Source organism: Streptomyces sp. NPDC048496, from assembly GCF_043200055.1.
Lineage (GTDB): Bacteria > Actinomycetota > Actinomycetes > Streptomycetales > Streptomycetaceae > Streptomyces.
In genome coordinates this window covers 64,804-89,479 of the sequence record NZ_JBICXB010000001.1, presented here as the reverse complement: position 1 = coordinate 89,479, position 24,676 = coordinate 64,804, and the positions used below count along the sequence as shown (strand labels likewise).

Below are 24,676 nucleotides of genomic sequence, written 5' to 3'. Positions count from 1 at the left end.
CGTCAGGAGCTCGTGAGGATGACGAGTTGCTGGGTCGCTCGGGTCATCGCGACATAGCGGTCGACCGCTCCTTCGATGCCCTTTCCGAACGCTTCTGGGTCGATGAGGACGACCAGGTCGAACTCGAGCCCCTTCGACAGCTCCGGGGTCAGCGACCGGACACGGGATGTCGTCCGGAATGTGGGATCGCCGATGACGCAGGCGATCCCGTCTGCATGTGCGGCGAGCCAGGTGTCGAGGATCGAGCTCAGATCCGACGCAGATCCGTGTACGACGGGGACGTCGCTGCTGCGGATGGAGGTCGGCACGTTGGCGTCCGGGAGCACGGCCCGGATGACCGGCTCGGCTTCCGCCATGATTTCTTCCGGCGTCCGGTAGTTGATGCTCAGGGAGGCCAGGTTGATCCGGTCGAGCCCGATCCGCCCGAGCCGTTCCTGCCACGATTCCGTGAACCCGTGCCTGGCCTGGGCACGATCCCCGACGATGGTGAAGCTCCGGGACGGGCACCGAAGCAGCAACATCTGCCACTCTGCGTCGGTCAGTTCCTGAGCCTCGTCCACGACGATGTGCGCGAACGGGCCGGCGAGCAGGTCCGGTTCGGTGCTGGGCAGTGCGGTGTCATCGACCAGGGTGTCCTGTATGTCCTGTCCGCGCAGCATCGTCACCACACCTTCACCGTCGTCATCGGCCTCAAGCAGGGCGTCGACGACCTTGGCCATGTGCTCGCGTTCGGCGGCGACAGAGGCGTTGTGCCGACGCTTACGCCGCGACGCCTCCGGGTCGCCGAGCCGCTGCCGTGCTGCGTCCAGGAGCGGCAGGTCGGACACCGTCCAGGCCTGGGCGTCCCCGCGCTGCAGCTGCGAGACGTCATCGGGGCTGAGCCAGGGAGCGCACTTCCGCAGGTAGGCGGGTACCGACCACAGGTCTCCGACGAGGTCGGCCGCTTCGAGCAGCGGCCACGCGCGGTTGAAGGTCGTGAGCAGCTCCCTGTTCTGCAGCAGCGACTTGCGGAGCAGGTCAGCCGAGACGTCGCCGTCGTGCTTGTCCACCAGGATCGTGAGCAGCTCCTCCCAGATCTGGTCGCGCGCCTCGTTGTGCGGAGTACCGGGTTCTGCCGCTTCGAACGCCACGGCCCAGTCGTCGGCGCCCAGCCGGATGTCGGACCAGTGGGTTGTGATCGTCATCCCCTTGGTGGGCGGCTCCTCGTAGAACCCGACGGCCGTCTCGATCGCCTTCACCAGGTTCGCGGATGACTTCAGGAGGGCCACGTTCGGGTCGGCCTCGATCGCTGCTGCGGCTCCCTCGGCAACGAGATCCCGCAGGGTGCAGGTCTGCACGCCCTCCTCTCCGAGGCTGGGGAGGACGTCGGCGACGTAGCCCAGGTAGGGCTGGTGCGGACCGACGAACAGCACGCCGCCCCGGCGGTGACCGAGGCGAGGGTCGGAGTAGAGGAGGTAGGCGGAGCGGTGCAGAGCGACGACGGTCTTCCCCGTACCCGGACCGCCGTCGACGACGAGAGCGCCGCGGGATCCCGCGCGGATGATGGCGTCCTGGTCGGCCTGGATGGTGCCGAGCACGTCTCGCATCCGTGTCGACCGGTTGCTGCCCAGGCTGGCGATGAAGGCGGACTGGTCGTCGAGCGCGGCGTGCCCGGCAAACCCGTCCGAGGTGAACACCTCGTCCCAGTAGTCGCTGATCCGGCCGCGGGTCCAGCGATACCTGCGGCGGCTTGCCAGACCCATCGGGTTGGCATGGGTGGCTCCGAAGAACGGCTCGACCACGGGGGAGCGCCAGTCGAGCAGCAGCCGACGACCTGCGCTGTCCGTAAGGCCGAGTCGTCCGACGTACACGGGCTCGGGGTCGTCTGCACTGACCATGTGTCCGAGGCACAGGTCCAAACCGAAGCGGCGCAGTGCGCGCAGGCGAGCGGTCAGCCGGTGAACCTCCGTGTCCCGGTCCATCGCCTGCCGGCCGATGCCGCCGGGTGCCTTGCGCTCGGCGTCGAGGCGGTCGGTCAGCTTGGCGATCGACTGCTCGAGGCACTCCGCAATGGCTGCGAAGTGCTGCTCATCGCCGGTGATCAGCGTCGGGTCGGCCTTGGGGGAGAGCTGGTCGGGAAGGTCGAACGCGCTGGTGGTCAGGGGGTTCACTCATCAGCTCCGATCTGAGGCCGCTTGCAACCACTGCGCGCGGCAAGGTGTCTGGACCGGCGTGACGAACCTGGTGGCCATGACGAGCAACGCTCCGCCTGACGTGGACCCCGTGGCCGTTGCCGGTTCAGGTCGCCAGGGTGTGCAGGTTCTCGTGCTCTGGGTCCTGGCTCGATGATCAGGTGTTGTTCACGCGGACATGGGTGGCGTTTCTCGGCTAGCCGCGTCGAGCAGCAGCTTCGCGGCCACCGTTGTCCCGTCGGTGCGGATCGTGCCGGCCACGCCGGTCGCTCGTGCGCGGGTCTCGGGGGTCAGGGCCGTCTGGAGCACGGCCGACAGGGACACGAAGGTCGGAGTCGGACCGTCGCGGGCCGGCCGCGGCCTGCGGCGCGCCGGTCGCCACCAACGCATCGCGTCCCTCGGCCGCCGCGGTGACCGCGGCGAACTGGCTGGCGATCAACTCGGCCGCGCGCCAAGGCAGGGGTGAAGGCGGCGAGGCCGCAGTCATCAGCGCGCGCGCCGACTGGCCGACCGGCACCAGCGGCACGCCGGCCGCGGCCGGCAGCTCCGCGAACTCCTCGTCCGGAGGTGCGCACACCCGCACCTCCGCGCCGAGTGCCCGCAACCGCACCGCGAGTCCCACCGTCGGTTCGACGTCCCCGCGCGACCCATACGTCGACAACAGCACCCGCACTTCGTGACTCCCATTTCCTCAAGTTCTGGCTTAGACCGACCGGCACATGGGAGGCGGCGTCGCGGGGCTGGGTGCGCACATCTGCGGCGTTGTCGTCAGTCGACAACTCCCCCATAGCCCTAACGGCATGGGGGGACCCCCTTCGCGTTGCCTCCCTCCTCCGCCTTGCAGCTGCACGCACCCAGCCCCGCTCCTTCTCCCACCCCCCATCTGCCGGTCGGTCTTAGGTCGGCGATTCTGCGGCACGACCCGGGTCTTGCCGCAAGCCCCCCGGTGCGCTATACGTTGAGAGTGGAAAGGAGTGGGTACTCCCCTTTCCCTTTTATCGTCCGCTGTGGACGGACAACCTCCTCGCGAATCGGCGGTGCGCCGCGTACGGCGGTACCGTCGGCCCAGGAGGATCTCCCCATGGGCCTACGGATGCGGCCGCGGAACGAGAAGTTCTTCACCCTCTTCAGCGAGGCCGACTCGAACATCGTCGAGAGCGCCGCCCTTCTCAGGGAGTTCGTTGCCGCGCCGCACGAGCGCTGGGCGGAGCCCGCCAAACGCATGCACGACACCGAGCACGCCGGCGACGACACCACGTAAGAAAACGACAAATGTCATGGGGTTACGGCACCGACACGGCGCTGGAACGGCACGTGAAACCACAGGTCACATAATCTGACGCTGATGCAGGTGAGGGACCTGCAGTCCCAAGGGTCCCCAACTTCACGGCACAGTCGCAGCCTCGTGGGCATCACGGTGACACGTGTGACGTCGCCGCGAGACTCGCCGGCACATCCGCCTTCTCCCCGCGGCGAATGCGGGACCCGCTGGGAGCGATGATTTTGGAGCGGCGCCGGAGTCTCTCCTGCAGTTGACCCGGAAGAGGAAGAGGAGCGAGTCCCGTGCGCATCGTGATCAGTGAGTTCATGAGCTTGGACGGCGTCGTGCAGGCGCCGGGCGGACCCGACGAGGACACCGACGGTGGTTTTGCCCATGGCGGCTGGTCGCACCCCTTCTTCGATCCGGAGGTGGTGGGCGGTGCTTTCGACGACGCGCTGACCAAGGCCGAGGCGCTGTTGTTCGGGCGCCGCACGTGGCAGTCGATGGCCGCAGCGTGGCCCGAGCGAGCCGGTGACCCGTTCGCCGACCGGATGAACGCCATCCCGAAGTACGTCGTGTCCGACACGCTCGGCGACGCCGAGCTGACGTGGGACAACACCACGCGTATCCCCGGCGACAAGGCCGTTGCCCGCATCCGTGAGCTGCACGAGGCCGACGGCGGCGACCTGTTGGTCATGGGGAGCCCCACGCTTGCGCGCACCCTCCTGCGCGAGGGCCTGGTGGACGAGCTCCGGCTGATGATCATGCCGGTGACCCTCGGCGGCGGTAAGACGATCTTCCCCGGCGACGGCGCGCTGCGCCCGCTGGAGCTGGTCTCCACGGTCACCAGCGGCACGGGGGTACACGTCTGTACCTACCGGCCGGTCGCCGAGGGGTAGGTCGGGCGGCGGGGCGCCGGGGCCGCGCGCCGGGCCGACCCCGGTGGCCGTACGGTTCCGGCGCTTGTCGGTTCGCCTCGTTCGAACCGTCCGTCGGCGCGGCGGTCATCCGCCGGTTGCGCCGCTGCCGGCTCCGAGGACCTGGGCGGATGACACGGCCGGCCCGGTGGTGCGCAGCGTCATGCCTGCCAATTCCCGGCCGGCTCCTGGTCGAAGCACTCCAGGGCCGCCGGTCGGTGCCCGAGCGCGACGGGGCGGGGAGCCTTCTCGACCTCGCGGGACGCTTTCCAGGGAGCGAGCCCGCTTCGGTCGGTGCGACCGACAGCCACGCGGTCAATCGTTCTTTGTCCGCCCGCGCCGCAGGCCGGAACCCGTGCCGACCGGACGTGCCACGGCGGGTTCGGCAGCCGATAAACGCCGTTGTTGCGGACCCCGGCGGTGGATACGGTTGCTGGGTCGTCCCGCGCGCGGAGCGACGTCATCGACAGGAGGTGTGCAGCACATGCGCAGGAGCCGTCAGCACCCGAACCCGTGCACTGCCATGCCACCAGCCGCTTCCTCCTGACGGAGACATCTTGTCGATTCGCATCACCCTGCTGACCGAACCCGACCGCGGCCCGGCCGGCCACCGCCTGGCGTGGCTCGCATCGGGTCCCACCGGAGCTCCGACCGGATCAGCCTTTCTGCGTCTTTTCACGACCACCGGTCAGGATCACCTGGCCGAGCTCGAACTCGCCGTCCATCCGGCCGAGAGGCGGAACGGCATCGGCTCACAGCTGCTGGAAGCGGCTGTGGCCACTGCTCGAGCCGAGGGCCGGAGCTGCGTCACCGCTCAGGTGGACGCGGGGTCATCCGGTGACCGGTTCCTTTCGGCACGGGGCTTTCGCAAGGTCCTGACCCTGACCTTCGCCCGGCTCGCGTTGGCGCGGGCGGACATCGCCGCTCTCACCGAGATCATCCGGAAGCCGCACCCCGGCTACCGGCTGGCGTCATGGGCCGGAACCGTCCCCGATGAGCTCGCCGAGACTTTCGCGTCTTCGCGGCGGGCCATGGACGACATGCCGATGGACGACACCGATTACGGCACGGTGAGCTGGGACGTGGACCGGGTCCGGGCAGTGGCACAGGTCATCGAGAAGCGCGGCGACCTTCTGTACACGGTCGCCGCCATCGACGTGTCGAACGGCACGATCGCCGGTTTCACCGAGCTGGTCGTCCCCGGCGCCGGCAGGGGCGACGGCCAGCACTACGGCACCGGTGTCCTGCCCGAGCACCGCGGACATGGCCTCGGCCGATGGATGAAGGCCGAGGCGATCCGACAGGCCGTCGAGTACCACCCGGATCTCGGCGGTCTGCTGTCAGACGCGGCCGACAGCAACCGGCCCATGCGCGCGATCAACGACGCGTTCGGATATCTGCCGACTCATAAATCGCTTCTGTACCAGCTCGATCTGTAGACGCGATGCCGCAGGGCCGGGGTTGCTCTGTCGCCCGGACAGGGCTGCCCCGGCCATGTGTTGCCCTCCTCGAGCGGGTCACTCCGCAGGGATGATGCGGGTGACGACCGTCTCCACAAGCCGGTCCAGGACGGCATCGGTGTGGGGAGCGTCGACGGTCTCGCTCCCGGTGAGCACGTAGGGCAGTGTGAAGTGCTCCAGCAGCAGGCCCGTCATGGCGAGATACAGCACGAGGAAGGCGTCGGCGTCGCCCGGCAACCCCGCTTCCCGGTGGAAGCGGGCGCTCTCGTCCAGATTGGCGCGGAAGGTCCGGTTGAGCCGGTCACGGAGGGCGGGGCGCCGGGTGGCCTCCAGACGCAGTTCCAGCATGGCGAGGTAGCTGGTGCGATCGGCGGCCATGCGCTGCACCAGCCATCGCATCAGTTCGGTGACCAGCTCGCGCGAGGGAGCCGGACGCATCGCCTCCTCGACTCCGACCGGGTCCGGTGTCATCCGGTCGGTGATCCGGGCGCCGGCTTGCATGAACAGGTCGTCCCGGTTGGCGAAGTAGTTGGATGCCGTCCCGACCGGTACGCCCGCCCGTGTGTCGACCGCGCGGAAGGTGAGCCCTCGCGCACCCTCGTGCGCCAGCACCTCGATGGCGGCATCGACGAGGGCCGTTCTGCGCTCCGGGTTCCTGACCATGTGTGTGTCTCCTCTTCCTTCGGTCCCTCTGCGGAAAGGGGGCTTGCGCAACCACTACATGTGAAGCACTATAAGTGAAGTGGTTCATATTCCGAGCCAACGCCACATTGAACGGGGATCCTGTGCGAAAGCTGACCTACTTCATTGCCTGCTCCATCGACGGCTTCATCGGTGACCCGAGCGGCGATGCGTCGTCCATGTACCGGTTCGTGGACGAGGAGTTCCTCGGCTACCTCAAGTCCCAGTATCCGGAGACGGTTTCGACCGCAGGCCGCCGGCAGCTGGGATTTCACGGCGTCAGGAATCAGAAGTTCGACACCGTGATCCAGGGAAGGGCCAGCTACCAACTGGCCCTGGACGTCAACATCACGAGCCCGTATGGCCAACTGCGCGAGCTCGTGGCATCCCGGACCATGAAGGAGTCGCCGGACCCGAACGTCGAACTCGTCTCCGGCGACGTGGTCGGCAGGGTGCGGGAACTCAAGGCGGAGGAGAACGGCCTCGGGATCTGGCTCTGCGGTGGCTCACAGCTCGCGGGGGAACTGCTCGACGAGATCGACGAGCTCGTGATCAAGACGTATCCGCTGGTCTACGGCTCGGGTATGCCGATGTTCGGATCGGATTTTGCGGCCACGGAGTTCACGTTGGATTCGGTGGTCGCCTTCGACAGCGGAGTACTGGTCAGGACGTACAGCCGCAAGCGCTGACCCCCAGGCCCGCGGCTTCGAAATCGGGTCGCCGCCGACTCGATGTGCCGGTACTTGTTGACCATGACCTATTCCTCAGAAGAGTTGCTTCCCGGTACGCAGCGGGCGCTGCTGCACCGCATCGCCTCCGCACAGGTCGAAGGCCGTACGCCCTCGCTCGTCGCTGCGGTGCAGCGCCAGGGCCGGATCGTCTGGAACGGATCGCGTAGTTGTGTAGACGGTCACGCCCCCGACTCCGATACGCAGTTCAGGATCGGTTCCCTGACCAAGACCTTTACGGCCGTGCTGGTCCTGCGGCTGCGTGACGAGGGACTGCTCGATCTCGACGACCCGCTGGAAAAGCACCTGCCAGGGACAGGCGTCGGCGGGGTCACCGTCCTCCAACTGCTGGGCCACAGTGCGGGGCTGAGCGCCGAGTCGCCCGCGCCCTGGTGGGAGCGGACGCCGGGAACTCTGCGTCCCGAGCTCGCCGATGTCCTCGGCGAGCAGACGCGGATGCACCCTCCCGGCCGTCGTCATCATTACTCGAACCCCGGCTACTCAGTGCTCGGAGCGCTGATCGAGGCGGTGCGCGGCGCATCGTGGGCGGAGGTGCTGCAGCGCGAGATCCTGGAACCGTTGAGCATGCGTCGTACGAGCACCCAGCCGCAGGCGCCGCACGCGGGTGGCTGGGCCGTCCACCCGTGGGCCGATGTCATGCTTCCCGAACCGGCGGAGGACCTCGGTCTCATGGCACCGGCCGGGCAGCTCTGGTCGACCACCGCCGACCTCCTCCGGTTCGCCGCCTTCCTCGTCGAGGGGGATGACCGTGTGCTCGGCGCCGCCTCGGTGGAGGAGATGCGTGCTCCGTCGGCGCCGTCTCCATACGGTCCCGGGGAGGGCGCTTACGGTCTCGGCCTGCAGGTCGTCCAACAAAGCGGCCGCACCCTGCTCGGGCACACCGGCTCGCTGCCGGGGTTCCTGGCCACGCTCTGGTTCAGCATCGAGGACGATGTGGCCGCCGTGGTGCTCACCAATGCCACTTCTGGGCCGCTCGCCGCTACGATCGCCGCGGACCTCGTGAAGATCGTCGCCGAGGCCGAGCCGTGCATCCCTGAGCCGTGGCGCCCGCTGCCCGAGGCCGACCCGGAACTCCTCGCGCTGACCGGACTCTGGTACTGGGGCACACGCCCGAATGTCCTGCGCCTGACTGCAGACCGGGGGCTGGAACTGGGGCCGCTGCGTGGTGACGGCCGCGGTGCCCGATTCGTCGCGCAGCCGGACGGCACCTGGACCGGCCTCGACGGTTATTACGCGGGGGAGACGCTCCGTGTCGTCCGGGACGTCGACGAAAGCGTGAGCCACCTCGACCTGGGGTCGTTCGTCTTCACACGTGAGCCGTATGATCCCGCGTCGGCCGTTCCCGGTGGGGTCGATGCGGAGGGCTGGCGGGGCCTCGGCGCCTGAGCATCACGGCGTCCGGCGTCACGTTTCACGTGAAACGCGACGCCGGAGCCCGCTCATGCCGTCAACTCCCTTTCCAGCGGCGTGCGGAAGCGTGGAGTGATCCGTGTTTCCCCCACCCACACCGACAGCCGGGACGCCTCCACCTCGATCGCGGTGGTGGCATCCCGGCCGATGTCGGACAGCAGTCGCCAGACCGGCTCGCCACCGGCGCGCTGTGCCCAGCCACCCACGATCTCGCCGTTCCACCACACCGTCGGGCCGATGTTGCCGGCCCGGTCGAAGAGTGCCGCCCGGTGCTCGGCCGGAAGATGGAAACCGCGATCGGCCCAGCCCATCGCGCTCGGGTCGAGGGCGGGAAGCAGTGCCGCCCACGGCTCCAGGGACGGTTCGGGCTCCGTGTCCTCCGGGGAGACCCAGCCCGTCGCGCCGCTGTCGAGCCGCACCTCCTCGGCTCCGGTGGCTGCCAGCGCACTGCGTACCTGGCCGAGGCCCCAGCCCGTCCACCACTTCAGATCGGCCTCGGTCGCGGGGCCGTACGAGCGGAGATAGCGCAGGGCCAGTTCCGCCTGTGCCACTGCGGGCTCCCGGGCGGGCCATGGCTCGCCTGCCGTCCAGCGGAACTGGCTGGAGGTCCAGGAGCCGCGCGGCCGGTCCCGGCGGATCAGGCCTTCGGCTGCCAGTACCCGCAGAACACGGGTGGCGACTCCCTGAACCGTCTCCTGCTTCTTGCCGGGGAAGACCGTGATCTTCGTACGCAGCGCCGGTACGGCGGCGGACAGCTCGCTGCCGGTGGCGGAGCCGCGTGCTGTGAGGGCGGCCAGGGTCGCCTTTTCCGTCTCGATGAGCCAGCTCTCGTCCAGTCCGTTCCCGTCGTCCTGCAGGTGCTTGAGGAAGGTCCGGCGCTCCTTGGTGGCCACGGCTCGGGCGTTCGACGCATCGACATACGGGGCGAGCCCGCTCGACACCGTGAAGAGGGTGTTGCGCATGGAGAGCAGCCGGACCAGCGAGACGTCCTCGTAGAGAGCCCGCTCCACCGTGTCCACGCCGGCCTCGGCGAGCCGGGCGCACGTGGAAAGAAAGACAGTGGCCGCGTCGGTGGCGTGCAGCGCAACGACCGCGTCAGCCACGGACACCGCGGATGCGGCCCGCACCGAGGGCGCCAGGAGGTGACGTCGGCCGAGTCTGATCCGGCGCTGGGTGTCGCTTATGGCGTGCATCGAGCACTCCTTCGGTCCATCGGATCCTGTGGATTCCGAGCGGCGGTCACAGAGCGAGCTTGAAACCTACGTGACTGGCGGTGAAGCCGAGCCGCTCGTAGAAGCGATGGGCATCGGTCCGGGTCGCATCGGACGTCAGCTGGACCAACTGGCAGTTCTGGCGCCGGGATTCGTCCACGGCCCACTGGATCAGCCGGGTGCCGAGGCCGCTGCCGCGCTCATCGGCATGGACGCGAACGCCCTCGATGATGGAGCGGGTCGAGCCGCGCCGGGAGAGCCCGGGGACCACCGTCAGCTGCAGGGTCCCGACAACATCGCCTTCGCGGACGGCGACGACCAGGTGCTGGTTCGGGTCATCGGCGAGTCGCTGGAACGCGGCGTGGTAAGGGGCGAGATCGTCCGGCGACTCGCGCCGCGCGCCCAGCGGATCGTCCGCGAGCATGGCCACGACGGCCGGGATGTCGGTGGGGGCCGCAGGGCGTATTTCCAGATCGCTCATGATCGGCAGACTACGCAGTTCAGGTGGCCTACGCGGGGACCTTCAGCTCTTCGACTGCCGTGACGAGCGGGGCCAACTCGGGGTTCCTGGCCGCCTCGTCGAGGGCGGCGCGCAGAGCGGCGTCATTGGTCGGCCGGGCCTGCGCGAGCAGTGTGAGGCCGGCATCGGTGACGTTGGTGTAGATGCCGCGGCGGTCGGTGTCGCAGAGATACCGGGTCAGCAGCCCGCGGTCTTCGAGGCGGCTGACAAGACGGGTGGTGGCGCTCTGGCTGAGCACGACCGCGTCGGCGACCTGCTTCATCTGCAGATGGCCGCCCGGGCCGTTGTGCTGTCGGCTCAGGACGTCGAGCAGGGAGTACTCCCGCACGCTGAGCCCGTGCCCGGACTGCAGGGCCCGTTCGATGTGGGACTCGATCTTGCCGTGGAGCAGGGAGAGGGCGCACCAGCCCTGCGAGAGGGCAGTCAGTGCAGGGTCCGTCGCTGTCATGGTCTCTCCTCCGTGCGGAGCCGCTTGCCTCCAGGATAGAGGACGTCTGCAATAGCCCGCGTTTGCAATTAATGAGCGCCTGCAATTATTGTGGACGCTTGTAAGGCGCAGACGCAATCTCTTGGGAAGGTGAAACCCATGCCGCTCGCGCTCCTCGCCCTCGCCATTGGGGCATTCGGTATCGGAACCACCGAGTTCGTGATCATGGGGCTGCTCCCCGAGGTTGCTGCGGACTTCCGGGTCTCGATCCCCACCGCAGGATTCCTGGTCACCGGCTACGCACTCGGCGTCGTACTCGGCGCCCCGCTGATGACGGTCCTTGGCACGCGGGTCTCGCGCAAACGCATGCTCATGCTCCTGATGGGGCTGTTCATCGTGGGCAATGTGGTGTCCGCCGTCGCCCCCGTCTTCGGTGTGATGCTCGCCGGGCGATTGATCGCCTCCCTCGCCCACGGCGCCTTCTTCGGCATCGGATCGGTCGTCGCGGCCGATCTCGTCACCCCACAGAAGAAGGCCGGCGCGATCGCCATGATGTTCACCGGCCTCACCGTCGCCAACGTCGTCGGCGTACCGCTCGGCACCTACATCGGGCAGAGCGGCGGGTGGCGGACCACGTTCTTCGTCGTTGCGGCCCTAGGAGCCGTCGGTCTGCTGGGTGTGGCCAGGCTGGTGCCCGAGCAGCCGAAGGCCGAAGGCGTGCGGCTCCGCCATGAGCTGGCCGCGTTCCGCAATGTGCAGGTGCTGCTCGCCATGGCGATGACCGTCCTGGGCTTCGGTGGCGTTTTCGCCGCGATCACCTACATCACGCCGATGATGACCGAGATCGCCGGCTACTCCGCGTCCTCCGTCACCTGGCTGCTGGTCCTCTTCGGGCTCGGCATGGTCGGGGGCAATCTGCTCGGCGGCAAGTTCGCCGACCGCCACCTGATGCCGATGCTGTACGTGTCGCTGGGCGCCCTGTCCGTGATCCTGGCAGTCTTCACGCTGACCGCCCACAACAAGATCGCGGCAGCCGTCACCATCATGCTGATCGGTGGCCTGGGCTTCGCGACCGTGCCCCCGCTGCAGAAGCGGGTTCTCGACCAGGCGGCGGGGGCCCCGACCCTCGCCTCCGCCGTCAACATCGGCGCCTTCAACCTCGGCAACGCGCTGTCGGCGTGGCTCGGCGGCCTCGTCATTGCCGCCGGTCTCGGCTACACCGCACCCAACTGGGTCGGCGCCGCGCTGGCTGCTTCCGCTCTCGTCCTCGCCGTCCTCTCCAGCGCCCTGGAGCGCCGGACGGTCACCCGTAACCGCCTTGTCGCCGGACGCATTCCCGAGCCGGTCGAGGCGTCCGCCGCCCGGCACTGACACCCCCACAACGCGCGCTCACCACAGGGCGCGCACTCTCCACCGCACCAAGGAGCCATCCCTCATGAGCACCATCCTCCCCACGGCCGTTGCCCCGCTGACCATTCAGGACGCGGAATTGTTGGTCGCCGCAGCCCGCACCGCCGCCGAAGCCGCCGGTGTCACTGCCGCTGTGACGGTCCTCGACGCGGGCGGCCACCTGCTGGCCTTCCGCCGCGACGACCGGGCCGTACTGATCGCGGGTGAGACCAGCACCCGCAAGGCGTACACGGCCCTTCAGCTCGGCGCCCCGACCGCCGGCCTTGTCGACACGGTCCAGCCGGGCGGGCCCTTCCACACCCTGCCGACTGCCCTCGACCGGCCGCTGCTCTTCATCGCCGGCGGTGTTCCGGTCTTCCGCGACGGTCGGCTGATCGGAGCCGTCGGCGTGGGCGGTGGCGCGCCCGAGCAGGACCACGGCTTCGCCACGGCCGCCGTGACGGCTCTCGGCTGACTCGCGAACCGCTGCGAGGGCAGCGGACATCTACGGTTTCGTCGAGTGCCGGGCCAGTTGGTACGAGAAGGGCGAGCCCTGGTCGGCCGCAGTCGATCTCGATCTGCTCTACATGGGCCGGAGTTACGACGCGTTCGGCTGCCTCTTCGGCGTGCGCAACCGTGTCGGCTTTCGACCGATCGCGGCCGGCCGTGGGCTGCCGGAGGGTGTCTGCGACCGCGTCCGCCAGGAGATCGGGAACATGGCGGCCGACGCGCGCAACGCCACCTGGATCGGCTGGGACGAGCTGAAGACCGTCGATTGGGACGAGCCCGCAGTGGCGTCGGACGCGCGGATGACCCGGCGCGAGGCCGTTCCGGTGGACGGAGACTGGAAGCCCGTGTGGACGGTGATGGAAACGCTGGCCGCCATCCACGGTGACACAAACGTCCGGCTCGCGGCCTGGTTCGACTGACAGGACAACGGGCCGGTGAAAGGCGTTTCCCCGGCCCGGCGCCGTTCAGCCCGGTCCCCGTCAGCCCGTCGCCACGGTCAAGGGTGCGAAGCGACGGGTCCAGTCGCCCGGCAGGTCCGGAGACCGGTAGGCCATCACCGTGGTTCCGGAGCCGGCCGGCTGCAGACCGCACTCCTTGAGCCGGCCCAACAGTTCTTCATGGCGTGCGTCGATGTCCGCGCGCAGGGGACGGTCCGTCGCCCGCGCGAGGGAGTCGACGAGCGCCAGCGCCGTGACGGTGTCCCGGGCGACCAGCGGACCGACCACATGGACCCCGTCACTCGGCCACAGCGCCGCGTAGCCGACAAGCCCGTCCTTGTCCTCCGCGACCCGGAGGTGATCTGCGAAGGACGGCAGCCGGGCAAGGAGATGCGTCCGGTCCGCGCCGAACACCTCCGCGTCCAGCCGGAGCATGGCACGCAGATCCTCGGCCGTCGCCGGACGGACGGTCACGGTGGACGCTGCGGGAGTGCCGTCACCCGACGCGCCGGTCGGCCGGAAGTGACCACTGATCCGCTCGGCCCGGCCCACCCCTTCGAAACCGAGCTCTTCGTACAGCGGCCGCCCGGCCGACGTCGCGTACAGGCTGAGTGACGTCTCCCCCGCCGTTTCGATCACCTGGTGCATCAGGCGCCGGGCGATCCCCTGGCGCGCGTACCGCTCGGCGACGAGGAGCATGCCGATGGCAGCGAGGCCCTCGCCGTATGAGGTCATCACACAGGCGGCCATCAGGCCTTTGCCCTCGGGATCATCGATGCCGTAGCCCGTCCCTGCGGAGAGGAGCAGGGCCCAGCGGCGCTCGTCACGCGGCCAGCCGCGGTCCTCGCAGAGGTCGGCGCAGGCGACCAGGTCTCCCCGGGTGAGGCGCCGGATGGGCGTATCGGTGCGCGGGTGGGGCAGTGGGCTGGGCATGAGGGCCAGGCTGTCCGACGCAGTGATCGCTCGTCCACCGCTTTACCGGATCCGGTCGAGACACATATGCGCCGACCGTGCCGACAGTGCCCGCGCGGCCAGAGAGCCGAGCCTGCGGTGAGGGCTCGGCAGCGCGCTGCACGCGTGCGCAGTTTCACGTGAAACACGCAGCTGAGCGACGGTCGGAGGTGATCCGGCGCTGATGCGCGTTGCCCGAATTGTCCTTGGGTTCCCGGACTGGCCATGGGGCAAAAGAGCGTAACGGGAGAACGGGTTCGGATACCCGGACTTCCCGCTATTTGTCCGACCTGCAGGTGTCGCAGGCATGCTGGGGCAAGGGACCGCAGGCGGTGCGTGCGGTGTCGGCACGCTCATGCGACCAGAAGATGCTCGAGGCGAGGCACAGTTATGGACGCTCCGGCCACCATGTCGACCGGCGACGGAACTCTGAGATCTCCCGACGCGACCCTGATCCGCCGCACTCTGGCAGAACTCAGTCCTGTCGCGGACCAGGCCACCTCGTACTTTTACACCCTGCTCTTCGTGCGCCACCCCGATCTGCGGGCCATGTTTCCGGTCGCGATGGACACCCAGCGCGACCGTCTCCTCCGGGCGATCCTCACGGCTGCCGACCGGATGGACGACCCCGATGCGCTGACCGAGTACCTTGGCGGGCTGGCCCGCGGGCACCGTAAATACGGCGCTCTGCCCGCGCACTATCCCGCATTCGGCGAGGCTCTCCTCGGCGCACTGAGCCGCTACGCCACCTCATGGGACGGGGAGACCGAAGCGGCCTGGATCCGTGCCTACACGGCGATTTCGCAGATCATGATCGACGCGGCTGCCGAGGACGAGGAACGGGCTCCCGCCTGGTGGCCGGCGGAGGTTGTCTCCCACGACCTCAGAACGCCCGACACAGCGGTCCTCACCGTCCGTCCCGACCAGGCGTATCCCTTCCTCGCGGGCCAGTACGCCGCCCTGGAAACCCCTTGGTGGCCACGGATCTGGCGGCACTACTCCTTCGCCTCGGCCCCTCGGCCCGACGGTCTGCTCACCTTCCATATCAAGGCGGTCCCGGCGGGCTGGGTCTCCAACGCTCTGGTGCGCCGGGCCCGCGCCGGCGACGTGGTGCGTCTCGGCCCGCCCACCGGCTCGATGACCGTCGACCACACCACCCACAACGGTCTGCTCTGCCTGGGCGGCGGCACGGGTATCGCGCCCATCAAGGCACTCGTCGAGGATGTCGCGGAGCACGGCGACCGGCGCCCGGTGGAGGTCTTCTACGGCGCACGCAGCGACCGCGACCTGTACGACATCGACACGATGCTGCGGCTCCAGAAGACCTTTCCCTGGCTCGCCGTGCGGCCTGTGGTCTCCAGCGGTACGGGGAGCGCGCTGAAAGGCCTGCTGCCCGACGCGGTGCGCGAGAGCGGTCCATGGCCCGAGTACGAGGCCTATCTTGCGGGGCCGCCGGGGATGATCCGCAGCGTCGTGGACGTCCTCAGAGGGACCGGTATGCCGCCTGAGCGCATCCGGCATGACTCCGTCGAGGAACTGGCGCCCCTGGGTCCGGGCTGACCACGACGGCCCATCCCGTCGGCATGGGGCCTCCAGGCCCGGGATCAGCCCAGGTCCGGCGCGTGCATCGCCCGGACGCCCTCGATGTTGCCGTCCAGGTAGTGCCGCAGCGACAGCGGCACGAGATGGACGGCGGCGATCCCGATCCGGCTGAACGGCACCCGTACGACGTCGTACTCGCCGCACGGATCGTCGATCTCGGGGCCGTGCCGCCGGGACAGGTCCATCGAGTCCAGCCGGCAGACGAAGAAGTGCTGGACCTTGACACCCTTCACCCCACCGCCCTCGATGTGTTCCACGGTGTCGACGAAGCAGGGGACCACATCGGTGATCTTGGCGCCGAGCTCTTCGTCCACCTCGCGGTGGAGTGCGTCGACGACGGTTGCGTCCTCGGGCTCGACCCCGCCGCCCGGCGTGAGCCAGTACGGATCCACCCCCGGCTTGGTGCGCTTGATGAGGATGAGGTCGTTGCCGTCGAGCAGGATGGCGCGTGCGGTGCGCTTGACCACAGGACGTTCGGTCATGGCAAGAGAGTGGCCCACAGAACCCTTTCTGAAACACCCGCCCTGCCGTCGGGTCACCAATCGACGGCAGCACGCACCAGCCACTCGTGTGCCCGCGCGATATGCGACAGCGCGAGTGTGCCGGTCCGCGCGGCCAGGAAGTAGGTGCGCAGCGGCGGCACGGGCGGGTCCAGGAGGGCCACCACCTCGCCGCGCTCCAGTGCCCCCTCGCACAGATAGCGCGGTAGTACAGCGAGTCCGGCGCCCGCCGCGGTGCACTCCAGGACCGCGCGCAGATCCGGCGCGATGACGGTGCCCGCTGCGGCCGGCCGCCCGTCGAAGACAGCGGCCCAGTAGCGGGAGACGAGCGGAAGGCTCTCATGCACCTCCACCACCGGCAGTTGCTGAAGCGCCACGGGACCCTTGTGCCGCAGGGCTCCGGGTCCGAGGCGTGCCGCCCAGCGCGGGGCGGCGACCAGCACCTGCTCTTCGTCGCAGAGCGGAGTCGCGGTGAGCAGACCACCGCGCGGCCGGGCCGTCGCAATGGCCAGATCATGATGTCCGGCGGCGAGCCCCTCCAGCGCCTCCTCGGAATTGGCGAGGAACGTGCTGCGCAGGGCAAGGCCCTGGGAGATGAGGGGGGTGAGCGCGGGCAGGGCCCGCAACGAGGTGAATTCCGGCGGACCGGCCAGATGCAGCGTCCGTACGGCCGACTCCTCGTCGAGCCCCGTCTCGGCGATCTCGACCAGTGCGTCCAGATGGGGAGCCGCCCGGTGCGCGAGCTCGTCGCCCACGGTGGTCGGGGTGACGCCGCGGGCCCTGCGCAGGAAGAGCGGACGGCCCAGCTGCCGTTCCAGCGTGCGTATCTGCGAGGTGACCGCGGGCTGGGAGAGACCGAGCAGCGCGGCGGCCCGGGTGAAGGAACCGGCCCGGTGCACCGTGACGAACGTACGCAGCAGGGCCAGGTCCATGTCCGGTTCCCTCCCGCCCTTTCGAGGTGTCCGACGCGAACAATCATAAATATGTCGATAGGTCGCTGTCGCTACTGTGATTGGACTCTGACGCAGAGTCAATTAACCTTGTCCAGACGGTTCTTCGCGCGTGGAACCGGGACGGTCCGAGCCGCGAGGGGGGAGGCTCGGGCCGTCCGTACCGCTGGTTCTCCTCTGTCCTGCCCTGGCCCCTAGCTCATCGCCTCGTCCAGGGCCCGCTCCACGTCGGCGATCAGGTCGTCCGCGTCCTCGGCCCCGACCGAGAATCGGATGAAGCCCTCCGGCACGGCATCGCCGCCCCAGCGCGCCCGCCGTTCGGCGGTGGAGCGCACGCCGCCGAAGCTGGTGGCGTCGTCGACCAGCCGCAGCCCGGCAAGGAAGCGCTCCGCGATCTCGCGGTCGGGCAGCACGAACGACACCACGGAGCCGAAGCGCCGCATCTGCCGCGCGGCGACCGGGTACGAGGGGTCGGTGGGCAGCCCGGGATACCGCAGCCCGGTCACCTCCTGCCGTCTGCCCAGCGCCTCTGCGAGAGTCAGCGCGGTCGCGCACTGCCGGTCGATGCGCAGCTCCAGCGTGGCCAGCGAACGGTGCGCGAGCCAGGCCTCCATCGGGCCGGGGATCGCCCCGACCACCTTGCGCCAACGCCGTACACCCGCCGCCAGCTCCGGATCCCGGCACGTCACATGGCCGAGCAGGATGTCGCCGTGCCCGGTCATGCCCTTGGTGTCACTGGCCACGGAGAAGTCGGCGCCCCATTCCAGAGGGCGCTGGCCGAGCGGAGTGGCGAGCGTGTTGTCCACGGCCACCAGAGCGCCGGCCGCGTGCGCGGCGTCGATGACCCGCCGCAGGTCGCAGACGTCGAGTGCCGGATTGGACGGCGTCTCGATCCACAGCAGCCGGGCCCCTTCCAGGACCGCAAGCTGTCCGTCGCCCCCGGTCGGCGCGGTCCGCACCTCGACCCCGTACGCCTCCAGCTGCTCACGCACCAGAGGCAGCGCCTGATAGCCGTCGTCGGGCAGGACGACGGTGTCACCGGTACGCGCCTGCGACAGCAGCACCGCCGATATCGCCGCCATTCCGGAGGCGAACACCGTGGTCTCGACGGCCTCTCCCGGCGCTTCGAGCTCGCCGATGGCCCGTTCCAGATGGGTCCAGGTCGGGTTGGTTTCCCGTCCGTAGGTGTACGGACCGGTCGGCTCGCCGGAGAGATGGAAGTGCGCGGCGAAGACCGGACCGGGCAGGGTGGGTTCGTACTGCTCGGGTTCGGGAAGGCCTGCCCGTACCGCCCGGGTGCCGTCGCCCATGGTGCTCATGTCGTTCTCTCTGTTCTCTCTGGTCTGTGCGGCGTCGGATCAGTCCTCGTCGGGCAGGACCACGTTCAGTGCCCAGGACACGATCGAGATGATGAGACCGCCGAGCACGGCGGTCCAGAAGCCGTCGACATGGAAGCTGAGATGGAACTGGCCCGCCAGCCAGGAGGTCAGCATCAGCATCAGCGCGTTCACCACGAGGGTGATCAGCCCCAGTGTGAGGATGAACAGCGGCAGGGTGAGCACCTTCACGATCGGCTTGACCACGAAGTTCACCAGCCCGAAGAGCAGGGCGACCAGGATCAGGGTGAGCACCTTGCGACCGGTGCTGCCGCCCGACAGCGTGATGCCGTCCAGCAGCCAGATGGCCACGGCCAGCGCACCCGCGTTGGCGATCGTCTTGACTACAAAATTCTTCATGTGTCTGATCGTGGCAGACATGATCGGTGGCGGACACCGGTTGAACAGAAGCAAGGAGCGGACGGGCCATGAAGGCATTCAGGCTGGACGAACTGGAGGCGGAACGTGCCGCCAACGACGGCGCGTATCTGCAGTTCCTGCGGGAGCGGAACATGTCCGTCGGCCTGTACGCGCTGGACGCCGGCGAACTCGACCCGCAGCAGCCGCACCAGCAGGACGAGGTCTACTTCGTCGTCAGCGGTCGTGCCTCGATCACCGTGGGCATGGAGACCACGCAGGTGGGCAGGGGAAGCGTGGTGTACGTACCGGCCGGGGTGGCCCACAAGTTCCACCACATCACCGAGGATCTGCGAGTCATGGTGGTCTTCTCTCCGCCCGAGAGCTGAGCCTGGCTCTCAGGGATCCCTCGGGGTTCGATCAGGGGAGATCAAGGGCTCCGGAGCCCCCGCCGGCGACCCCCGCGCCTCTAGCATCGAGTCAGGTACTCACAGGAATGAGGTAGGGACGATGGCTGTGCGGGAGATATTCGCGGGGATGCCCTGGTGGGTGAAGTGGGTCGCAGTGCCCGTCATCGCGATCGTGGTGTTCGGCGGTCTGATCGCCAGCGTGATCGGGTTCGTGATCGGTCTGCTCTTCAAGGTCCTGGTGTTCGTCATCCTGGTCGGTGGCCTCGTTTTCGTCGTACGGAAGTTCATGTCCTCCTCGTCCTCGCGCGGCGACTGGTAGGGGCGGGCGGTCACCAGTCGGGCAATTAGCCCAGCTGAGCTAAGCGCAGGACGAAACGAGGCCCCCTGCTTACACGGCCTATACAGTGGCAGTCCGCTGCCGCCGCCTGGGAATTAACTGTCCGTCACCGCTGTGCCCAGTGGTTTGTGCATACGCCCGGTCTCCGGACCTCAGGTTTGCGGCAGGACCGTGGGGGCGGCCCCCACGGACGGGCCGACCGCCCGTCGCCATGCCTGGGGGTGACTTTTGACCACGGCATCGAGCACCGCTGTTCCGACGTTGATCGGTTCGGTTCAGCGGGCGTTGAGGCTGTTGGAGGCTGTGGGCGCCCATCGGGACGGGGCGCCCGCGAAGCAGCTCGCACGGGAAGCGGGACTTCCTCTTCCTACCGCCTATCACCTGCTGCGCACCCTCACCCATGAGGGCTACCTGCGCCGCGCGAACGGTGTTTTCCTCTTCGGTACTGCCGCAGAGAGGCTCGTCGACGACGGCTGTCTGCAGAATCGTCGCAGCAGAATGACCCAGTCGCTGGCCCGCTGGCGCGACATCATCGGTGCGCCGGTCTACTGCGCCGTCTACCGCGAAGGTGAGATCGAACTCATCGCGGTCGCCGACACCCCCGCGGCACCCGCGGTGGACGAGCGGGCCTCGTTCCGGGAGACCGGGCATGCCCATGCGCTCGGTCAGTGTCTGCTCAGCCGGCTCGACGAGAAGGCCCGTGAGGACCATCTGGACCGCCACCCCGTGCGGCCTCTCACCCGCTATTCGGTGCGGGACCGACCGGCGCTTCTTGAGCGTTTGAGGTCGTTGGAGCGGATGGAACCTGTCATCGAACGACAGGAGTACGCCCTGGGGACGGTCTGCGCGGCCATCCCGATCACGGCCGGATTCACTGCAGCCGCCATGGCGATTTCCATGCCTCTCGACCAAGAAGATCGATTGCTCCCCGCAGTCGAACGACTACGCAATGAAGTGGCAACCCTCTTGCGTTCGTTCGTGTTCTCTATCAGTATCTGAAAAATCACTCCTTGTGATCTGCTATCGCGTGCACCACGATGGCGTCAATAGGGCCATGGGGGATCATTCCTGGCCAGATTCAACTACTGCGGGGTTGGACGATGCGCGAGTCGGTTCAAGCTGAGGTCATGATGAGCTTTCTCGTTTCCGAGGAGCTCTCATTCCGTATCCCGGTGGAACTCCGGTACGAGGTGTGCGATCCGTACGCGATCCGGATGACCTTCCACCTGCCCGGCGACGCCCCCGTCACCTGGGCTTTCGGCCGTGAGCTGCTGCTGGACGGCCTCAACAGCCCCAGCGGCGACGGCGATGTGCACATCAGCCCCACGGAGCCCGAGGGACTCTCCGACGTACACATCCGGCTGCAGGTCGGGACGGATCGCGCCCTGTTCAGGGCCGGTACAGCGCCACTCGTCGCGTTTCTCGACCGCACGGACAAGCTCGTACCCCTCGGGCAGGAGTGCACGCTGAGTGACTTCGAGGGCAGCCTGGAAGAGGCGCTGGGCCGGATCTTGGCCAAGGAACAGAACGCCGGCTGAGGAAGAACTGCGCGGACGGCCTACTGGCCGATCGAACGCTCTATCTGCCGAACGGGTGATATGTGCTCTGCGTCGAGGTGCTCAATGCCTCGCCCTGCGACGCCGGCCCCTCCCACCCCGTACGGGTGCCGAAGCTCCTGCTTCCGCGCCGAGCCCTGTGCGGTCCGCGGAGACGACCAGTGCCGCGAGCGCCGTCGTCACCGGCACCGAGGCGACCAGACCGATCGAGCCGACCAGCGTCCGGACGATCTCCTCCGCCACGAGCTCGCTGTTGGCCACCGTCCCCACGCTGCTCTGCGCGATCGAGAACAGCAGCAGCAGGGGAAGCGCGGCGCCTGCGTAGGCGAGCACCAGCGTATTGACCACCGAGGCGATGTGGTCGCGACCGATCCTGATCCCTGCCCGGTACAGCTTTCGCACACCCATGGTCGGGTCCGCCTGGTGCAGCTCCCAGACCGCCGACGTCTGGGTGACCGTCACGTCGTCGAGCACACCGAGCGAACCGATGATGACGCCGGCCAGCAGCAGGCCGCTCATGTCGATGTGAGGGTAGAGGCCGTGGATCAGACCGGTGTTGTCGTCGGTGTTCCCCGTCAGGCTCGCCCAGCCGATGAAGAGCGAACCGAGCAGCCCGATCAGCAGCAGTGAGATCAGGGTGCCGATGACCGCGACCGAGGTACGTGCGGTCAGGCCATGGCACATGTAGAGCGCGATGAGCATGATCGCGCTGGCCCCGACGACCGCGACGAGCAGCGGATTCGACCCCTGAAGGATCGCGGGGAGGATGAACAGGGTCAGTACGGCGAACGACACCGCGAGCGCGACCAGCGCCATCAACCCGCGCATTCTGCCGACGACGACCACTGCGAGAGCGAAGATCCCGGCCAGCAGCGCCATCGGGAACTTCCGGTTCACATCCGTCACGGAGTACTGCAGGTCATGGGGCGCGTCGGGGGCGTACGCCACGACCACGCCCTGGCCCTCGCGCAACTGCCGAGGGGCGTCGGGGTGAACGATCTCGACGAACGTGCGCCCCTTGTCGTGTCCGGTCGTCACCTCGACCGTGGCCTTCTCGCACAGCCCCGGTTCCTGACCGGCGCCCGCGTCCCCCGATGGCGTTGTGGTGCCGCCCGTGACCGGCGTCTGCGCGGCATTCACGTCCTTGCAGTCGACCTTGTCGACGTTCACCACCTTGCCCTGCTGGGTCTGCTGGTCGAAACCGACACCGGTGCGCTCGTGCGCGGGCGCACCGCCCGGCCAGAGAACCAGCAGGCCGACAACGACCGCGGTGGCGAACGGGATCAGCACGGCCGCGATGATCTTGCGCAGATGCGTGGAGACCGGCGCAGCAGGGCCGTGGCTGTGCGAATGCCCGTGCTGATGGTCCTGCGATCCGGGGGCGCTCTGAAGGGACGTCACCGGGCGATCATCGCAAGAAGGAACAGGCCCTCTGTCCAGCACGCCGGAACAGGCGCTAGCGTGGTGGCACCTTTGCACACGCGGGAGCTCGGAGCACCGGGCTGAGAGGGCGCTGATATCCGTACATCCGTACGGGACAGGCTGCGCCGACCGCCGAACCTGTTACCGGGTAATGCCGGCGTAGGGAGTAGGTCTCATGACCACATCGGACGCACGCACGCCTGCCTCGAACCAGAGCGACGAGGCCGGCACGTCCATCGGCTGGCACAAGGGATACGTCCAGGGCTCGCGCCCGGACCTCCAGGTGCCGGTCCGAAAGGTGCACCTCACCAACGGCAAGCACGTGACGCTGTACGACACATCGGGGCCGTACACCGATCCCGCCACCGAAACCGACGTACGGCGCGGTCTCGCACCCCTGCGGGAGAACTGGATCACCGCCCGCGGCGACACCGAGGAGTACGTGGGCCGCCCCGTCCGCCCCGAGGACGACGGGCTGGGGCACACGTCGCCGCGCGGCGGACTGCGTAACCTCGACGCCGTCTTCCCCGGCCGTCCTCGTCGGCCGCGCCGCAGCCGCGACGGGCAGCCCGTCACCCAGCTCACGTACGCCCGCCGGGGCGAGATCACCCCGGAGATGGAGTACGTGGCGATCCGGGAGAACGTCGAACCCGAGGTCGTACGCGAGGAGATCGCGGCCGGCCGGGCGGTCCTGCCGGCCAACGTCAACCACCCGGAGACCGAGCCGATGATCATCGGCAAGCGGTTCCTGGTGAAGGTCAACGCCAACATCGGCAACTCCGCGGTCACTTCCTCCATCGAGGAGGAGGTCGAGAAGATGACCTGGGCGACGCGGTGGGGTGCCGACACGGTCATGGATCTCTCCACCGGCCGCAACATTCACACCACCCGCGAGTGGGTACTGCGCAACTCCCCCGTGCCGATCGGCACCGTGCCCCTCTACCAGGCCCTCGAAAAGGTCGACGGCAGGGCGGAGGAGCTGACCTGGGAGATCTACAAGGACACTGTGATCGAGCAGGCCGAGCAGGGCGTCGACTACATGACGGTGCACGCCGGCGTGCGGCTGCCGTATGTCCCGCTCACCGCCCGGCGCAAGACCGGGATCGTCTCCCGCGGCGGGTCGATCATGGCCGCGTGGTGCCTGGCGCACCACAAGGAATCGTTCCTGTACGAGAACTTCGAGGAGCTCTGCGAGATCCTCGCGACGTACGACGTGACGTACTCGCTGGGCGACGGACTGCGCCCCGGTTCGATCGCCGATGCCAACGACGAGGCGCAGTTCGCCGAACTGCGCACGCTGGGCGAGCTCAACTCGGTCGCCAAGCGGTTCGGCGTCCAGACCATGATCGAGGGCCCGGGCCATGTCCCGATGCACAAGATCAAGGAGAACATCGACCTCCAGCAGGAGATCTGCGAGGAGGCGCCGTTCTACACGCTCGGCCCGCTGACCACCGATATCGCCCCGGCGTACGACCACATCACCTCGGGCATCGGCGCGGCGATGATCGCCTGGTGGGGGACGGCGATGCTCTGTTACGTCACGCCCAAGGAACACCTGGGCCTGCCCAACCGGGACGACGTGAAGACGGGCGTCATCACCTACAAGATCGCGGCCCACGCCGCGGACCTCGCCAAGGGGCACCCAGGGGCGCAGGACTGGGACGACGCACTGTCGGACGCGCGGTTCGAGTTCCGCTGGGAGGACCAGTTCAACCTGGCACTCGACCCGGACACGGCGCGGGAGTTCCACGACGAGACACTGCCGGCCGAACCGGCGAAGACGGCCCACTTCTGCTCGATGTGCGGCCCGAAGTTCTGCTCGATGAAGATCAGCCGAAGCATCTCGGAGCAGTTCGGCGGCGACGAGCCCGCGGCGACCGAGGCCGAGATCGCCGAGGGCATGATGAAGAAGTCGGCAGAGTTCGCGGCCGCCGGCAACCGGGTGTACCTCCCGCTCACCGACTGAGTAGCCGTACCGGAGCGGCCCGAGGCTCCCCCGGAAACCGCCGGGGGAGCCTCGGGCCGCTCCACCGGCCACCCGCCGGGTGCCCCGCGGCTGGTGATTCCCCACC

25 protein-coding genes, 1 pseudogene and 1 riboswitch are annotated in these 24,676 nt (G+C 68.5%); of the genes and pseudogenes, 14 read left to right on the top strand and 12 right to left on the bottom strand.

Annotated features, from left to right (window positions below):
• Window positions 1-2: 2 nt before the first annotated feature.
• Complete coding sequence (gene helR / locus ACGFSA_RS00420; RefSeq protein ID WP_393297504.1) at window positions 3-2,150, bottom strand: RNA polymerase recycling motor ATPase HelR; 2,148 nt, start codon at window positions 2,148-2,150, stop codon at window positions 3-5.
• A gap of 217 nt (window positions 2,151-2,367) precedes the next feature.
• A complete protein-coding gene (locus ACGFSA_RS00415) occupies window positions 2,368-2,781 on the bottom strand; it encodes a hypothetical protein (RefSeq protein WP_393298336.1) in 414 nt (137 codons plus the stop codon).
• Between the two features lie 471 nt (window positions 2,782-3,252).
• Here ACGFSA_RS00415 and ACGFSA_RS00410 point away from each other — a divergent pair, with 471 nt between their 5' ends.
• The 3 genes from ACGFSA_RS00410 (at window position 3,253) to ACGFSA_RS00400 (ending at window position 5,788) form a co-directional block, all read left to right on the top strand.
• Window positions 3,253-3,432, top strand: coding sequence for a hypothetical protein (locus ACGFSA_RS00410; protein ID WP_393297501.1), 180 nt, complete (start codon window positions 3,253-3,255; stop codon window positions 3,430-3,432).
• Window positions 3,433-3,734: 302 nt separating this feature from the next.
• Window positions 3,735-4,331: a dihydrofolate reductase family protein gene (locus ACGFSA_RS00405; RefSeq protein WP_393297499.1), complete on the top strand. Its 597-nt coding sequence runs from the start codon at window positions 3,735-3,737 to the stop codon at window positions 4,329-4,331.
• A 575-nt stretch (window positions 4,332-4,906) separates the two neighbouring features.
• Window positions 4,907-5,788 carry a GNAT family N-acetyltransferase gene (locus tag ACGFSA_RS00400; protein ID WP_393297496.1) on the top strand — a complete coding sequence of 294 codons (882 nt, stop codon included), beginning with the start codon at window positions 4,907-4,909 and terminating at the stop codon, window positions 5,786-5,788.
• 78 nt (window positions 5,789-5,866) lie between these two features.
• Here the strand turns inward: ACGFSA_RS00400 and ACGFSA_RS00395 are convergent, their stop codons facing one another.
• Window positions 5,867-6,472, bottom strand: coding sequence for a TetR/AcrR family transcriptional regulator (locus tag ACGFSA_RS00395; RefSeq protein WP_393297493.1), 606 nt, complete (start codon window positions 6,470-6,472; stop codon window positions 5,867-5,869).
• Between the two features lie 122 nt (window positions 6,473-6,594).
• Between ACGFSA_RS00395 and ACGFSA_RS00390 the strand changes: the two genes are divergently transcribed.
• Window positions 6,595-7,179, top strand: a complete 585-nt coding sequence (locus tag ACGFSA_RS00390; RefSeq protein WP_393297490.1) for a dihydrofolate reductase family protein — start codon at window positions 6,595-6,597, stop codon at window positions 7,177-7,179.
• A 63-nt stretch (window positions 7,180-7,242) separates the two neighbouring features.
• The gene (locus ACGFSA_RS00385) at window positions 7,243-8,625 is read left to right on the top strand and encodes a serine hydrolase domain-containing protein (RefSeq protein ID WP_393297487.1); all 1,383 of its coding nucleotides are present in this window, start codon (window positions 7,243-7,245) and stop codon (window positions 8,623-8,625) included.
• A gap of 53 nt (window positions 8,626-8,678) precedes the next feature.
• Here the strand turns inward: ACGFSA_RS00385 and ACGFSA_RS00380 are convergent, their stop codons facing one another.
• From ACGFSA_RS00380 to ACGFSA_RS00370, 3 genes are read right to left on the bottom strand one after another with little or no spacing between them, the layout of a single operon-like run.
• The gene (locus tag ACGFSA_RS00380) at window positions 8,679-9,842 is read right to left on the bottom strand and encodes a winged helix DNA-binding domain-containing protein (protein WP_393297484.1); all 1,164 of its coding nucleotides are present in this window, start codon (window positions 9,840-9,842) and stop codon (window positions 8,679-8,681) included.
• 46 nt (window positions 9,843-9,888) lie between these two features.
• Window positions 9,889-10,341, bottom strand: a complete 453-nt coding sequence (locus ACGFSA_RS00375; protein WP_393297481.1) for a GNAT family N-acetyltransferase — start codon at window positions 10,339-10,341, stop codon at window positions 9,889-9,891.
• Between the two features lie 28 nt (window positions 10,342-10,369).
• On the bottom strand, window positions 10,370-10,828 hold the full coding sequence (locus ACGFSA_RS00370; RefSeq protein WP_366693264.1) for a MarR family transcriptional regulator: 459 nt from the start codon (window positions 10,826-10,828) through the stop codon (window positions 10,370-10,372).
• A gap of 138 nt (window positions 10,829-10,966) precedes the next feature.
• Here ACGFSA_RS00370 and ACGFSA_RS00365 point away from each other — a divergent pair, with 138 nt between their 5' ends.
• From ACGFSA_RS00365 to ACGFSA_RS00355, 3 genes are all read left to right on the top strand, one after another.
• A complete protein-coding gene (locus ACGFSA_RS00365; protein ID WP_393297478.1) occupies window positions 10,967-12,178 on the top strand; it encodes an MFS transporter in 1,212 nt (403 codons plus the stop codon).
• Between the two features lie 64 nt (window positions 12,179-12,242).
• On the top strand, window positions 12,243-12,671 hold the full coding sequence (locus ACGFSA_RS00360) for a heme-binding protein (protein WP_393297476.1): 429 nt from the start codon (window positions 12,243-12,245) through the stop codon (window positions 12,669-12,671).
• Window positions 12,672-12,912: 241 nt separating this feature from the next.
• Window positions 12,913-13,125 (top strand): hypothetical protein, encoded by a 213-nt coding sequence (locus tag ACGFSA_RS00355; protein WP_393297473.1) that lies wholly within the window; start codon window positions 12,913-12,915, stop codon window positions 13,123-13,125.
• Between the two features lie 60 nt (window positions 13,126-13,185).
• On the opposite strand, the gene ACGFSA_RS00350 is transcribed toward ACGFSA_RS00355, so the two are convergent.
• Window positions 13,186-14,076: a GNAT family N-acetyltransferase gene (locus ACGFSA_RS00350; RefSeq protein ID WP_393297470.1), complete on the bottom strand. Its 891-nt coding sequence runs from the start codon at window positions 14,074-14,076 to the stop codon at window positions 13,186-13,188.
• Window positions 14,077-14,529: 453 nt separating this feature from the next.
• On the opposite strand from ACGFSA_RS00350, the pseudogene ACGFSA_RS00345 reads away from it, so the two are divergent.
• A pseudogene (locus tag ACGFSA_RS00345) lies at window positions 14,530-15,654 on the top strand (globin domain-containing protein); the annotation flags it as partial.
• Window positions 15,655-15,698: 44 nt separating this feature from the next.
• On the opposite strand, the gene ACGFSA_RS00340 reads toward ACGFSA_RS00345, so the two are convergent.
• The 4 genes from ACGFSA_RS00340 to ACGFSA_RS00325 all read right to left on the bottom strand — a co-directional run bounded on the left by ACGFSA_RS00340 (window position 15,699) and on the right by ACGFSA_RS00325 (window position 18,882).
• Window positions 15,699-16,178, bottom strand: coding sequence for an NUDIX domain-containing protein (locus ACGFSA_RS00340; RefSeq protein ID WP_037702185.1), 480 nt, complete (start codon window positions 16,176-16,178; stop codon window positions 15,699-15,701).
• 53 nt (window positions 16,179-16,231) lie between these two features.
• The gene (locus ACGFSA_RS00335; RefSeq protein WP_393297467.1) at window positions 16,232-17,128 is read right to left on the bottom strand and encodes a LysR family transcriptional regulator; all 897 of its coding nucleotides are present in this window, start codon (window positions 17,126-17,128) and stop codon (window positions 16,232-16,234) included.
• Window positions 17,129-17,340: 212 nt separating this feature from the next.
• Window positions 17,341-18,465: a cystathionine gamma-lyase gene (locus ACGFSA_RS00330; protein WP_393297464.1), complete on the bottom strand. Its 1,125-nt coding sequence runs from the start codon at window positions 18,463-18,465 to the stop codon at window positions 17,341-17,343.
• A gap of 39 nt (window positions 18,466-18,504) precedes the next feature.
• Complete coding sequence (locus ACGFSA_RS00325) at window positions 18,505-18,882, bottom strand: phage holin family protein (RefSeq protein ID WP_393297461.1); 378 nt, start codon at window positions 18,880-18,882, stop codon at window positions 18,505-18,507.
• Between the two features lie 68 nt (window positions 18,883-18,950).
• Here ACGFSA_RS00325 and ACGFSA_RS00320 point away from each other — a divergent pair, with 68 nt between their 5' ends.
• From ACGFSA_RS00320 to ACGFSA_RS00305, 4 genes are all read left to right on the top strand, one after another.
• Window positions 18,951-19,268 carry a cupin domain-containing protein gene (locus tag ACGFSA_RS00320; RefSeq protein WP_393297458.1) on the top strand — a complete coding sequence of 106 codons (318 nt, stop codon included), beginning with the start codon at window positions 18,951-18,953 and terminating at the stop codon, window positions 19,266-19,268.
• A 127-nt stretch (window positions 19,269-19,395) separates the two neighbouring features.
• On the top strand, window positions 19,396-19,608 hold the full coding sequence (locus ACGFSA_RS00315) for a DUF5326 family protein (RefSeq protein ID WP_345512737.1): 213 nt from the start codon (window positions 19,396-19,398) through the stop codon (window positions 19,606-19,608).
• A 246-nt stretch (window positions 19,609-19,854) separates the two neighbouring features.
• A complete protein-coding gene (locus tag ACGFSA_RS00310) occupies window positions 19,855-20,625 on the top strand; it encodes an IclR family transcriptional regulator (protein ID WP_393297455.1) in 771 nt (256 codons plus the stop codon).
• A gap of 101 nt (window positions 20,626-20,726) precedes the next feature.
• Window positions 20,727-21,164 (top strand): SsgA family sporulation/cell division regulator, encoded by a 438-nt coding sequence (locus ACGFSA_RS00305; protein ID WP_037702202.1) that lies wholly within the window; start codon window positions 20,727-20,729, stop codon window positions 21,162-21,164.
• Window positions 21,165-21,245: 81 nt separating this feature from the next.
• Here the strand turns inward: ACGFSA_RS00305 and ACGFSA_RS00300 are convergent, their stop codons facing one another.
• Complete coding sequence (locus ACGFSA_RS00300; protein WP_393297452.1) at window positions 21,246-22,583, bottom strand: YibE/F family protein; 1,338 nt, start codon at window positions 22,581-22,583, stop codon at window positions 21,246-21,248.
• Window positions 22,584-22,653: 70 nt separating this feature from the next.
• A riboswitch (TPP riboswitch) is annotated at window positions 22,654-22,787 on the top strand.
• Between ACGFSA_RS00300 and thiC the strand changes: the two genes are divergently transcribed.
• Window positions 22,780-24,570, top strand: a complete 1,791-nt coding sequence (thiC, locus tag ACGFSA_RS00295; RefSeq protein WP_393297449.1) for a phosphomethylpyrimidine synthase ThiC — start codon at window positions 22,780-22,782, stop codon at window positions 24,568-24,570. It overlaps the preceding riboswitch by 8 nt.
• The last annotated feature ends 106 nt before the right edge of the window (window positions 24,571-24,676 follow it).

What these genes read in the sequence shown, in the direction of transcription:
- ACGFSA_RS00365 (WP_393297478.1), top strand. Translation starts at nt 10,967, where the DNA reads ATGCCGCTCGCGCTCCTCGCCCTCGCCATTGGGGCATTCGGTATCGGA.
- ACGFSA_RS00380 (WP_393297484.1), bottom strand. Translation starts at nt 9,842, where the DNA reads ATGCACGCCATAAGCGACACCCAGCGCCGGATCAGACTCGGCCGACGT.
- ACGFSA_RS00325 (WP_393297461.1), bottom strand. Translation starts at nt 18,882, where the DNA reads ATGAAGAATTTTGTAGTCAAGACGATCGCCAACGCGGGTGCGCTGGCC.
- thiC (WP_393297449.1), top strand. Translation starts at nt 22,780, where the DNA reads ATGACCACATCGGACGCACGCACGCCTGCCTCGAACCAGAGCGACGAG.
- ACGFSA_RS00370 (WP_366693264.1), bottom strand. Translation starts at nt 10,828, where the DNA reads ATGACAGCGACGGACCCTGCACTGACTGCCCTCTCGCAGGGCTGGTGC.
- ACGFSA_RS00360 (WP_393297476.1), top strand. Translation starts at nt 12,243, where the DNA reads ATGAGCACCATCCTCCCCACGGCCGTTGCCCCGCTGACCATTCAGGAC.
- ACGFSA_RS00395 (WP_393297493.1), bottom strand. Translation starts at nt 6,472, where the DNA reads ATGGTCAGGAACCCGGAGCGCAGAACGGCCCTCGTCGATGCCGCCATC.
- ACGFSA_RS00335 (WP_393297467.1), bottom strand. Translation starts at nt 17,128, where the DNA reads ATGGACCTGGCCCTGCTGCGTACGTTCGTCACGGTGCACCGGGCCGGT.
- ACGFSA_RS00320 (WP_393297458.1), top strand. Translation starts at nt 18,951, where the DNA reads ATGAAGGCATTCAGGCTGGACGAACTGGAGGCGGAACGTGCCGCCAAC.
- ACGFSA_RS00330 (WP_393297464.1), bottom strand. Translation starts at nt 18,465, where the DNA reads ATGAGCACCATGGGCGACGGCACCCGGGCGGTACGGGCAGGCCTTCCC.
- ACGFSA_RS00305 (WP_037702202.1), top strand. Translation starts at nt 20,727, where the DNA reads ATGCGCGAGTCGGTTCAAGCTGAGGTCATGATGAGCTTTCTCGTTTCC.
- ACGFSA_RS00340 (WP_037702185.1), bottom strand. Translation starts at nt 16,178, where the DNA reads ATGACCGAACGTCCTGTGGTCAAGCGCACCGCACGCGCCATCCTGCTC.
- ACGFSA_RS00375 (WP_393297481.1), bottom strand. Translation starts at nt 10,341, where the DNA reads ATGAGCGATCTGGAAATACGCCCTGCGGCCCCCACCGACATCCCGGCC.
- ACGFSA_RS00385 (WP_393297487.1), top strand. Translation starts at nt 7,243, where the DNA reads ATGACCTATTCCTCAGAAGAGTTGCTTCCCGGTACGCAGCGGGCGCTG.
- ACGFSA_RS00410 (WP_393297501.1), top strand. Translation starts at nt 3,253, where the DNA reads ATGGGCCTACGGATGCGGCCGCGGAACGAGAAGTTCTTCACCCTCTTC.
- ACGFSA_RS00350 (WP_393297470.1), bottom strand. Translation starts at nt 14,076, where the DNA reads ATGCCCAGCCCACTGCCCCACCCGCGCACCGATACGCCCATCCGGCGC.
- ACGFSA_RS00355 (WP_393297473.1), top strand. Translation starts at nt 12,913, where the DNA reads ATGGCGGCCGACGCGCGCAACGCCACCTGGATCGGCTGGGACGAGCTG.